Source organism: Flavobacterium hydrophilum, assembly GCF_003202405.1.
GTDB lineage: Bacteria > Bacteroidota > Bacteroidia > Flavobacteriales > Flavobacteriaceae > Flavobacterium > Flavobacterium hydrophilum.
In genome coordinates, this window is sequence record NZ_QJHL01000001.1 from 94,985 (window position 1) to 107,053 (window position 12,069).

General features: G+C 30.9%; 10 protein-coding genes. 9 read left to right on the forward strand and 1 reads right to left on the reverse strand.

All coding sequences use genetic code 11. From position 1 onward, the window contains the following. Positions 1-17: 17 nt before the first annotated feature. The 8 genes from DMB68_RS00490 (at position 18) to DMB68_RS00525 (ending at position 9,523) form a co-directional block, all read left to right on the forward strand. Entirely contained in the window at positions 18-590 is a 573-nt protein-coding gene (locus DMB68_RS00490; protein ID WP_110344738.1) for an LbetaH domain-containing protein, read from the forward strand. 3 nt (positions 591-593) lie between these two features. Further along, positions 594-2,258 carry a GMC oxidoreductase gene (locus DMB68_RS00495; protein ID WP_110344739.1) on the forward strand — a complete coding sequence of 555 codons (1,665 nt, stop codon included), beginning with the start codon at positions 594-596 and terminating at the stop codon, positions 2,256-2,258. Then, positions 2,245-3,081 carry an aldo/keto reductase gene (locus DMB68_RS00500; RefSeq protein WP_110344740.1) on the forward strand — a complete coding sequence of 279 codons (837 nt, stop codon included), beginning with the start codon at positions 2,245-2,247 and terminating at the stop codon, positions 3,079-3,081. Before DMB68_RS00495 ends, DMB68_RS00500 begins: the two co-directional genes overlap by 14 nt. 27 nt (positions 3,082-3,108) lie before the next feature. After that, complete coding sequence (locus DMB68_RS00505) at positions 3,109-3,936, forward strand: glycosyltransferase family 2 protein (RefSeq protein WP_110344741.1); 828 nt, start codon at positions 3,109-3,111, stop codon at positions 3,934-3,936. 27 nt (positions 3,937-3,963) lie between these two features. Next, complete coding sequence (locus tag DMB68_RS00510; RefSeq protein WP_110344742.1) at positions 3,964-4,710, forward strand: glycosyltransferase family 2 protein; 747 nt, start codon at positions 3,964-3,966, stop codon at positions 4,708-4,710. A 41-nt stretch (positions 4,711-4,751) separates the two neighbouring features. Continuing rightward, positions 4,752-6,170, forward strand: a complete 1,419-nt coding sequence (locus tag DMB68_RS00515; protein ID WP_110344743.1) for an undecaprenyl-phosphate glucose phosphotransferase — start codon at positions 4,752-4,754, stop codon at positions 6,168-6,170. Positions 6,171-6,319: 149 nt separating this feature from the next. Then, positions 6,320-7,111, forward strand: coding sequence for a polysaccharide biosynthesis/export family protein (locus tag DMB68_RS00520; RefSeq protein ID WP_110344744.1), 792 nt, complete (start codon positions 6,320-6,322; stop codon positions 7,109-7,111). Between the two features lie 18 nt (positions 7,112-7,129). After that, on the forward strand, positions 7,130-9,523 hold the full coding sequence (locus tag DMB68_RS00525) for a GumC family protein (RefSeq protein WP_110344745.1): 2,394 nt from the start codon (positions 7,130-7,132) through the stop codon (positions 9,521-9,523). Between the two features lie 83 nt (positions 9,524-9,606). Here DMB68_RS00525 and DMB68_RS00530 read toward each other — a convergent pair whose 3' ends face one another. Beyond that, a complete protein-coding gene (locus tag DMB68_RS00530; RefSeq protein WP_110346303.1) occupies positions 9,607-10,344 on the reverse strand; it encodes a tyrosine-protein phosphatase in 738 nt (245 codons plus the stop codon). A 506-nt stretch (positions 10,345-10,850) separates the two neighbouring features. Between DMB68_RS00530 and DMB68_RS00535 the strand changes: the two genes are divergently transcribed. Then, positions 10,851-12,014, forward strand: a complete 1,164-nt coding sequence (locus DMB68_RS00535; protein WP_110344746.1) for a glycosyltransferase family 2 protein — start codon at positions 10,851-10,853, stop codon at positions 12,012-12,014. Positions 12,015-12,069 lie beyond the last annotated feature (55 nt).

Here is a 12,069-nt window from a genome sequence, read left to right on the forward strand (position 1 = left end):
TAGTAAAAAAATAAATTATGATAAGTCATAATAAAAATGATAAAGACGCTTATAAAAGACCAATTTTTTCCAAATGGAATAAAATTAAAAGATTAATATGGCAGATATCATGGTTCGTTTTATGTAGATATACACCTGCTCCTTTTCATAGTTGGAGGAGTTTTGTCTTAAAGATATTTGGCGCTAAACTGGGAAAAAATAATTTTATATATCCTACTTGTAAAATTTGGGCCCCCTGGCTTTTAGAAACAGAAGAAGTAGTTACAATTGGTCCGGGAGTAGAAATTTATAATCCCGAAAAAGTTTTTCTGGGGCATCATTCCATCTTGTCTCAGGAATCTTATTTATGTGGTGCGACACACGATTATAACACCATTATGTTCACTTACTTGAAAAAAGAAATCATTGTTGAACCTTATGTTTGGATTTGTGCTAAAGCTGTTGTTTTGCCAGGGGTTATATGTCATGAAGGAAGTGTTTTGGGGGCGTTCTCTATTACTTCCAAAAATCTAGAGCCTTGGTCTGTGTACGCTGGTAATCCCTGTAAATTGATAAAAAAGCGTGATAATTTTCTTGTTGAAAAAAAATAATAAATGGAAATTAAAAATATAACTGAAACTCTTTATGATTTATGTATTGTAGGCAGTGGTCCAGCTGGTCTAATTGTAGCAATAGAATACGCTAAATTAAATCCTGAGAGAAAAGTTTTATTGATAGAATATGGTACAAAAGATCAAATGTTTAAAAAAAATAATTTGGACGAAACCATAATAAACACAAATCCCATTAATCATCATAATCCTTATGAATGTACCAACAAAGGTCTTGGTGGTTCTTCTGCGACCTGGGGCGGCCGTTGCGTTATGTTTGATGAGATAGATTTTATGCAACGTCCGGTTTTAAAAGGACAATGTACTTGGGATTTAGCTTTGTTTAATGAGGTAAAACATTTTCTTTCTAATGCAGCGGAATATTTTGAGTGTGGTGAACCAATGTTTGATTTAAGTAATTCAATAGATTATAAGGCTACCTCTATTTCAGAAAAATTTAAAAAAGGCATAGTTACGGATTCAGTTTTGGAACGTTATAGTATGCCAACCCGATTTGGACAACGCTTTGCTAATGATATACAAGTCTTAAAAAACCTTAAAGTAATTGAAGGTTATGAAGCAAGAGATTTTCAGACTCCTGATGATAATGGAAACATTAATTCTTTAAAAATTAGATGTGTCGCAAGTTTAGAAAATTTCACAATAAAAGCAAAATCTTTTGTTTTAGCGGCAGGAACTCAAGAAACAACAAGGGTTTTACTTCGTAATAAACAATTATTTAATTTACTTAAAAAGGTTCCTCAGGCATTAGGTAAATATTATCAAGGACATTTATCAGGTAAAATTGCTTCGGTTCATTTTATTGGAGACCCAAAAAAGACAGATTATGGTTTTTTAAAAGATAAGGATAGTATTTATACTCGTAGGCGATTTCAGTTTACAAAGGATTTACTTTTGGAAAAAGACCTTTTAAATACTGCAATATGGCTTGATAATCCTTTATATTTTGATCCAAAACATCGCAGTGGTGCAATGTCTGTCATGTATTTAATGATGTTGCTGCCAGTTATAGGAAAAAAACTTGCTCCCCCTGCTATTGCACATTCAATAACAAAAGGGAAAGTCACAGGAGTCAAAAAGCATATTTGGAATATAATAAAAGATTTGCCGGGTTCCTTAATAATTCCAGGATCTATTTTTGTTAAGCGTTACTTAATGAAACGTAAACTTCCGGGAGTTTTTCTTTATAGTCCTAAAAATCAGTATGCGCTTCATTTTCATACTGAACAAATTCCATTTGAGGAAAATAGAATGGAATTAGAAGCTGATGGGGAAACTCTAAAAATATATTATAAATTAACGGATATAGATGTTGATTCCATAATAAAAACTCATCAAATATTAGATGATTGGCTCAAAGAAACTGGAGCCGGGAAATTAGAATATTGGTATGAACAAAAAGAATTACAAGAGAGAATAAAGGAAATGTCATGTGATGGCATTCATCAGTCGGGAACTACAAGAATTGCCAATAATAGTGAGGAAGGTGTTGTAGATAGAGATTTGAAACTGTGGGGTACACAAAACGTTTTTATCTGTAGCAGTTCTGTTTTTCCAACATCAAGTCAGGCAAATCCAACATTTTTTTTAGGAGCTTTTGCAGTTCGTTTGGCAAATCATTTAACAAAAAAATATGAGAAAAGTTGAATTGATAAAAGGCATTGAGTCTTCTGCTCTAGGTTTTGGATGTGCTCCAATAATGGGTTCTGTAGATTCGAAAAAAGCCAAATATGCAATAGAATGTGCATTAGATAATGGTATAAATCATTTTGATTTAGCTCGCTCATATGGATATGGGGATGCTGAAAGATTTGTTGGTAAAATTGTCAAAAATAAACGTGATAAAGTTGTTCTGGCAAGTAAGTTTGGTATTTATGCCAATTGGAAAGCTAATTTACTTAAGCCTGTTAAACCTTTGGTTAGATATGCTCGTGAAAATTTAAAAAAAGAACACAATAAAGAAACTAAAAATAATCACATTCCTAAAATTGCTGATCATTTTCATAATCGTTTAGTGCTTCGTAAAACTGAAATGCTTAAAAGTGTAGAAAAAAGTCTTCGGGAGCTAAATACGGATTATCTAGATTACCTATTTATTCATGAGCCAATTGATACTTTAACCTATTTTGATGAATTGGCTGAATTAGCTGAAGTTTTCAAGAAAGAAGGTAAAATTAGAGGATGGGGTTTAGCTTATATGCAATCACAGCAATCTTTACATGAGACTTATTTAAACAAATTCGATGTTTTACAATTTAATAATTCATCAGGAACTTTTGAATATGACGATGTAGTTAAAAGCAGAGGATTAATGTCAAATATAATTTTTTCACCATTAAATGGAGGTGATAAAAATAAGAGTCCAAAAGAAAAATTTAATAAAATTTTTGAAGATTTTCCAAATAGTGTTGTTTTATGTTCGATGTTTGACGAAAAACATATTATTGAAAATGTTAAATTAGTTTATTAAAAATTATTTTTTTAATTTATACAATATATGATTTCAATATTAATACTCACTAAAAACGAAGAACAAGATTTGCCAGGTTGTTTGGCATCGGTAACATGGAGTGATGACATTCATGTATTTGATTCTTTTAGTGATGATCGAACTGTAGCAATCGCTGAAAATGCTGGGGCAACTATTACACAACGGGTTTTTGATAATTGGTCAGCACATCAAAACTGGGGTTTGGCTAATATAAAATTTAAATATCCGTGGGTACTTTATATTGATGCAGATGAAAGAGTTTCTGTATCTTTATTAAATGCAATAAAGGCACTCAGACCTAATGTTGATACTGAGTTTGTTGCCTATGAACTTAGAAGAAGGGATTTTGCATGGAATGGGAAATGGCTAAAACATGCCCAAATGTCCCCGTTTTATTTAAGACTGTTTCGCCCGGATAAAATGCGCTATGAAAGATTAGTAAATCCGGTTTCTATTCCTGATGGTCCAATTGATAAAATAGATGGTTTTTTAGATCATTACCCTTTTAGTAAAGGATTTAAATTTTGGATACAGCGTCATTTAAGTTATGCCGATATGGAAGCTTTAACAAGAGTGAAGGATTTGGATAGTGGTGTCACTTTTTCTTTTAGAAAAGCTTTGTTTGGTAAAGATTTTACAGAAAAAAGATACCATCAAAAAGGTTTATTTTACAAATTACCGGGACGCCCCTTAATAAAATGGTTTTACATGGTAATAGTAAGAAGAGCCTTTTTAGATGGAAGTGCCGGTTTGACTTACGCCACTTTACAATCGATCTATGAGTATTTTATTGTTCTGAAAAGCAAAGAATTACTAAGTCAAAAAAAGAAATAAAATAATTTTATTAGCTAATCATAATTTATGAAGGTTTCCGTTATTACAGTTTGCTACAATAGAAAAGCAACTATTGAACAATCAATAAAGAGTGTTTTAGATCAGGACTATCCGGATATTGAATATATAATTGTTGATGGTAATTCATCAGATGGGACTCAGGAAATTATTAGGCCATATTTGGATAAAATTGCCAAATATATTTCAGAACCTGATAAAGGGATGTATGATGCTATCAATAAAGGTTTGGGTTTAGCTACAGGCGATATAGTAGGTTTAATGCATTCTGACGATGTTTTTTATGATACAGCTGTAGTTTCTAAAATAGTAGAAAAATTTAAAAATAATTCTAATATAGACGCTATATATGGAGATGGTATCTATGTTACCAATGATGAGGAGCAGAAAATAGTACGTAACAGAATTGGGGGTGATTATGATTATAAAAGATTGAAATCGGGTTGGCTGCCATTGCATCCTACCGTTTATATCAAAAAGTCTGTTATAGATAAGTATGGAAATTATAATTTAGATTTTAAAATTGCTTCAGATACAGAATTTTTATTACGTTATCTTTTCAAACACAAAATAAGTATAGCTTATCTTAATGCCTATATTGTAAAAATGAGAATGGGAGGTTTAAGCACCAATTATAAAAGAGCTTTTGAAGTATTGCGTGAAGATTATAAGATATATAAGTTCCATCAGTTATCAGGAGCAAGAGCAGTTTTTCAAAAAAAAATGATTGCACTAATGCAATATGTAAAAAAATAAAGAATAAGAATGATGAATAATAAAAAGATTTTTTCAAGTTTATGAAGATTTTAGATGCCTTATCACGTCATCGTTTTTCCCGCTATTTTAAACTTTTGTTTGTAGTCTGGGATGTGATACTTTTGAATTTTTCTATTGTTCTATCGGCATGGGTACGATTTGGAAATTTAGATAAACTTTTTTTAAAGGAAGTGCAAACGGTTTCTTTTTTATCGAATTTGATCTGGATTGCTTTGTTATTACGTAATGATTCTTATCGTATAGTAAGAATAGAGCCTTTAGAATCTATTTTAAAGCGGACAACAAAAAAATTTATTTTTCATATTGCCCTAATTGCTTTTTTTGTACTTTTTTTAAAATACTCGCAGATTTCCAGGCTTAGACTACTTTATTTTTATGCCTTTTTCTTTTGTTTGTTGATGCTTTCCCGATTTTTATCAATGGAACTTTTAAAATATATTCGGGCAAAAGGGTATAATTTTAAAAATGTTATTATTGTAGGAGCCAATGATGCAGGTGAGAGAATTCGAAAAACATTGTCAAAAGATTTAACATACGGTTATCGTTTTTTGGGCTTTTTTGACGAAAAAGTAGATCCTTTTGCTTTTATTTCATCTCCAGTATTAGGAGGATTTGAGGATATAGAAAAATATTTAATTACAAATCAAATTGATGAAATGTATGTAGCATTGCATATTGATAATGTGAGTGTAATTAATAATTTGATTAAAATTTGCGAACACCACATGGTTCGGATTAAGTTTATTCCTGATTTTCAATTGTACACTAAGTCCAGCAAAGTCGAAATTTCATTTTACGAAAATACTCCTGTATTAATGTTTCGAACAGAGCCTTTAGAGTATACAGTGAATAGATTGTCAAAAAAAGCATTTGATATTGTCTTTTCTCTTGGCGTAATTGTTTTAATCTTTCCTTGGTTGTTTCCGATAATAATGATATTGATTAAAATAGAATCGCCAGGACCGGTTTTTTTTAAGCAAGAGCGCTCAGGCCGCGACAATGAGTCTTTTTTTTGCTGGAAATTTAGAAGCATGCGTGTTAATAAACAAGCGGATAAATTACAAGCCGGAAAAGGAGATGAACGTATTACGAAATTTGGAGCATTTATGCGTAAAACCAGTATAGACGAATTGCCTCAGTTTTTTAATGTTTTTTTGGGTGATATGTCTGTTGTAGGCCCTCGCCCGCATATGGTTAATCACACAAAACAATACACTGATTTGATTGGGAATTATTTGGTACGCCAATATACCAAACCGGGTATTACGGGGTGGGCTCAGGTTAATGGCTACAGAGGTGAAACCAGAGAATTAATAGATATGCAAAACAGAGTAGAATATGATATTTGGTATATCGAAAATTGGAGTATTTTATTAGATATTAAAATTATTATTAAAACTGTTATTAATGTTGTTAAAGGAGAAGAAAATGCTTACTAAGTTTGTTTTTTAGTTTGCAATTTTATTTTAAAAGTAGTAATTTAACGTTACAAATAATTAAAAATCAGTTTAGTTCTCTATCTGAATCAATTAAATGAATAAAAATTAAAGCTATTGCTTTATATTTGCTACATAAATCCACAATTCTAATGAGTTTAAATCTTTCCAATTTTTCAAATAAAAGCATACTTTTTATACTTTTATTTTTATTTTTCTCCTGTGCCTCTAAAAAAGATATTGTTTACTATCAAAATATTGATAGAATTAATGCCTCACAAAATATAACTTCCTATGAAGTGAAAATTCAGCCTGATGATTTATTGATGATAATAGTTTCTGCAGAAGATCCGGAAATTGCAATTCCCTTTAACTTAACATCCGTTTCAATGCCCAATGCAACTAATTTACTGGCAACAACAGGTCAGCAAACTATTCAGTCTTATTTAGTAGATAGAAGTGGAAATATTGAATTTCCAGTTTTAGGGAAATTACAGGTTGGCGGTTTAACCAGGACAGAAGTACTACAGTCATTAAAAGATAAGATTGGCATTTATATAAAAAATCCGATTATTAATCTGCGAATTATGAATTTTAAGGTTTCTTTACAAGGTGAAGTGAATTTGCCTGGTACCTATACTGTTGCTTCTGAGCGAATTACATTGATTGAGGCTTTGAGTATGGCAAAAGATTTAACTATTTATGGCAAAAGAGATAATATTTTGGTCATTCGTGAAATTAATGGGGTAAAATCCTATAATAGAGTGAATATTACTGAAGCAGATTTTATCAATTCGCCTTTTTATTATTTGACACAAAACGATGTGATATATGTCGAACCTAATAAAACCAAAATAAATGCAGCTGCGGTAGGACCTAATACTTCTGTTATTATATCAGCGATTTCAATTTTAATATCGCTTTCTGTTCTGCTTTTTAAATAAACCGATAAACAAAAACAAATGCAAGATTTTTATAATGAGGCTGTTGAAGATGAGATTAATGAAGTAAATCTTCGTGAACAGCTTGATAAATATTTAGTCCACTGGAAATGGTTTATTTTAAGTGCTTTACTTTGTTTGATTTTAGCATTTTTATATTTGCGATACACTACGCCAAGTTATGAAGCCAGTACTTCTATATTGGTTAAGGATGAAAAAAAAGGAGGAATGCTTTCTGAATTGTCAGCTTTTTCTGATTTAGGGCTAGGAGGTGGTTCTGTAAATAATGTTGATAACGAAATTGAGATTTTGAAATCAAGGACGTTAGTCGAATCTACCGTAAAAAAACTCAATTTGAATATCAATTTATTGGTTGAAGGAAATGTTGTGGATCGTGATATTTATGGAGGTTATCCTATTAGCGTTTATTTTCTGAATAAAACGGAGTTATTTGATGAGGCTAATATAACTTTAAAATTAGATTTATTATCTAATGATAGTTTCTCTTTAGAAAATGCTCTTATTGATGAAGATGTGGTAGAAAACGTTATTTTATCGTCTAAAAAACAATTTAGATTTGGTGAAAAAATACCTACAAGTATAGGGGTGTTAAGTATTGGAAAGACTGCATTTTATAAACAAAATAATATTGGAAAAAATAAGTCAATTCGAATTATAATTAGCCCTCTTGAAGCTGTGACAGCAAGTTTTAGAGGAAGATTAAAGGTTGAGCCTATAAGTAAAACAAGTAGTGTAGTTAGTGTTTCTATAACTGATCCTGTTCAAAAAAAGGCCGAAGATTTTCTGGATAATATGATTCAGATCTACAATGAAGATGCAGCTGAAGATAAAAATTTTATTTCTGAAAATACTTCTAAATTTATCGCTGAACGTCTGGCATTAATTACACAGGAGTTAGATGGGGTTGAGCAGGATGTAGAAAGTTTTAAAAAATCAAACCAATTAACTGATATAGAATCAGAAGCCAAGCTTTTTATTGAAGGGTCTAATGAATATGATAAAAAGGGAATTGAAACCGAAATTCAATTGAATGTAGTTTCGTCCTTACTGGATTTTATAAAAAAAAGTACTAATGCTGATTTGTTGCCAACTAATATTATAACAGATAATGGAGATGCAGGTGGAATGATTACTTCTTACAATCAGTTGGTTTTAGACCGTAACCGAATTTTAAAATCGGCTACTACAGAAAATCCTTCCGTGATAAAATTAGATGCTCAAATTTCATCCCTTAAAGCAAATGTAGCGGCAAGCTTGAAAAGAATGCAATCCAGTCTCCAGATTCAAAACAGGGATTTGAAAAGTCAGGAAAGAATTTTGAATAGTAAAATTGGTAAAATTCCGGTGCAGGAACGTCAGTTCAGGGTAATTGCAAGGCAGCAAAAGGTAAAAGAAGAATTGTATTTGTATTTGTTACAAAAACGTGAAGAAACCGCTATTTCATTAGCTGCTACTGAGCCTAACGCCCGTATAATTGATGCGGCAAAGGCAAATAAAATTCCGGTTAGTCCAAAGAAAAAAATTATTTATCTTGCCGGATTGCTAATAGGACTTTTAATCCCTTTTGGAATTATTTATGGGTATGATTTATTGGATACCAAAATCAAAAGCAGGCTGGATTTGGAAGGAAAGACCCAAATACCTTTTATTGGAGATATTCCGACTTCGGAAGATGCTAATGCATTGATCAAAACAGATAGCAGGACAAGTTCTGCAGAGGCAATACGGATCGTAAGAACGAACCTTGAATTTATGTTGACAAATGTCCCGGAAGGCAGGGCGAAAACCATTTTTGTGACCTCTACTTTTCCTGCAGAAGGGAAAACCCTGGTGTCTGTAAATCTTGCCGCTACATTTGCGTTGTCAGGAAGGAAAGTTTTATTAATAGGAATGGATATCAGAAATCCAAAATTTATGGATTATTTTGCGATGCCAAATTTTGGTTTAACGAATTATCTGTCGTCAAATGACACCGATATAAGCAAATATATCATTAAGCATAATGATTATGAAAATTTCTACATATTGCCTTCTGGTGTAATTCCTCCAAACCCTGCCGAATTATTAATGGGTAAAAACGTAGATACCCTTTTTGAAACATTAAAAAAAGAATATGATTATATTATTGTAGATACAGCTCCAGTAAGTTTAGTAGCAGATACATTATTAGTAGCCAAAAATGCAGATACTTTTGTATATGTAATGCGTGCCAATGTTTTAGAAAAACGTATGCTGTCTATTGCCAATACTTTTTACAGAGAAAAGAAATTACCAAATATGTGTTTGGTACTTAATGATACTGATTCTACTAAAGGGTATGGGTATGGATATGGTTATGGAGTTAAAGTACAGAAAAAAACGTGGTTTAATAGAATTAAAAAAGATATAAGTTAAATTAAATCAGTTTTTTATAAAAAAATGAAAAGGTCCAAAGTTATATTTGGGCCTTTTTTATTATTTGTAGAAAAAATTAAGTGTTAGAATTTAAAAAACTGATTATTGGATATAATTTCTTTTAATCCATCAACTGTATTTATTTTTATTTTTTGTCCAAATGCAGCTATGTGGTTGTCATGATGTACATCGGTACCTGCAAAATCATACATTCCGTTTTTTAATAACTGTTCAGAGACTTTTGTGATCTCTTCACCATAATATCCTACAACGGCTAATAGGTTTAATTGAAACAAACAACCTGCTTTTTTTAATCTTTCGTATTCAGTGAAGTTTTTATGGTAAAATAAATATCGTTCCGGATGTGCTAAAACTGGTATATATCCTGCCACCTGCAAATCGAATAAAATTTTATAAAGTTGTATTGGAGCATTCATATAGGACATTTCTACTAATACGTAATTGTCTTTTAAAGTAAGAAGCTTTTCACTTTTAAAATGCTTTTCAAACCAATCGTCCATGAAATATTCTGCCGCTGCCGAAAATGGTTTTGTAATATTACTTTCAGTTAATAATTTCTTTGTTTCAGTATGATTATCCTGAATTGCCTCTGGAGAATTATTCCATATATAATGGCTAATATGAGGTGTGGTTATAAATTGTGAAACTCCAATGTTTTCTAGTGATTTTATTAACCTCACAGTGTCAGATATTGTTTTAGCTCCATCGTCTATGCCTGGCAATAAATGCGAGTGGATATCAATATAATCACCTGATAAAAGATCCTTTAAGTATGGTTTTTGTTTGAAGAATGATAACATAGGAGCAAAAGTAGAAAAAATGACAGGAATATAAGGCTGAATTAGGGAAAGATTAGTCATATATTTTTTTAAGGAAAAATTCATTAGAAATTAAATGTTAGTTTAGAAGTAATTTCTTTATTGAAAGCTAATATTATGATTAATGATGTTAAATTTGTAAGAATAAGTTTTTCACAGGGGTATGGAGCCAATTTATAAATTTTACAAAATTTGGATTTTTTTATTTCTAATGCCTTTTGTTATGCTCAAAATGATACTCTTCTACACAAGGAAAAGATGTTGATAAATATTTTTTTTAGGTGTATTTTTTTTAGTATTCATCAGTTTCTAAGTTTGAAATTGATCAATAGAATCAGGCTTTTGGAACTGGTCTGTGGGGCAAATGGAATGAGAACAACAACAGTAATTTAGCATTAGATTACGGCGTGAGTAAAAACGACTGGTTTTTTACGTTTGGGTTTGGTTGAAAATTTTTAACTTTCCCAAATATTCAATTTAAATTTTTCATGCAATTATCGGTTATTATTCTTAATTATAATGTACGTTATTTTCTGGAACTGTGTGTGCTAAGTGTCCGGGAAGCACTTTCTGCAATCGATGGGGAAATTATTGTAGTTGACAATAATTCTGATGATGATAGCTGTTTAATGATGAAAAGCAGATTTCCTGAGGTAATTCTAATTGAAAATAAAGAAAATTCAGGGTTTCCAAAAGGAAATAATATTGGAGTAGAAAAGGCTAAAGGTAAATATATTTGTATTCTTAATCCTGATACAGTAGTTGCTGAAGATACGTTTGTAAAAATTTTGGCTTTTGCAGAAAAACAAATAAACCTTGGTATAGTTGGTTGTAAACTTATTGATGGAACAGGAACATTTCTGCCAGAAAGTAAACGCGGGACTCCAACACCGTGGGTCGCTTTTACAAAAATTTTCGGATTGTATAAGATTTTTCCAAATCAAAATCTTTTTAATCAGTATTATGCACAGCATCTGTCAGAAAATCAAACAGGAAAAGTTGATATTTTAGTAGGGGCTTTTATGGTAATGGAAAGAGAATTGTATCTGCAAACGGGAGGTTTTGATGAAGATTGTTTCATGTATGCAGACGACATAGATTTGTCCTATTCTGTTTTGCAAAAACAAAGAAATAATTACTATTTTCATGAAACATCAGTCATACATTATAAAGGAGAAAGTACTGTAAAAGACGAAAAATATATGAAAAGATTTCAGGAAGCAATGGAGTTTTTTTATCAAAAACATTTTAGGAAGTCCTTGTTTTTTTCAAGTTTTATCAAAATTGGAATTTTTCTTTTCTCGTTTGTAAAAATGTTTCAGGGGAAGCCTAAGCCAAATCAATTACCTGAAAGCTATGTTTTCTTTTCTTCAAATGAAATTTTGTGTAGTCGATTGTCTTCGGTTTTAAAAAATAAAGTTATTTTTTTGGATTTCAAAAAGGAAAAAATGGTAAATTCGTGCCTCGTTTCAAGGGGGAAAAGAATTGAAATTATTTTGGATAATCAATACGTTTCTTTTAAAAAATGTATCGAAATCTTAGAAACTTTTAAACAGAAGAGTATTACTTTTAAAATTTTACCCAAAAAGGCTAATTTTATTATTGGAAGTAATTCTAAAAATGAACGAGGTGAAATGATGAAGATTGAGTAAAAATTATATTTTACATAATTTATATTTAAAATATTTAGTAATTTCGCAATATGAA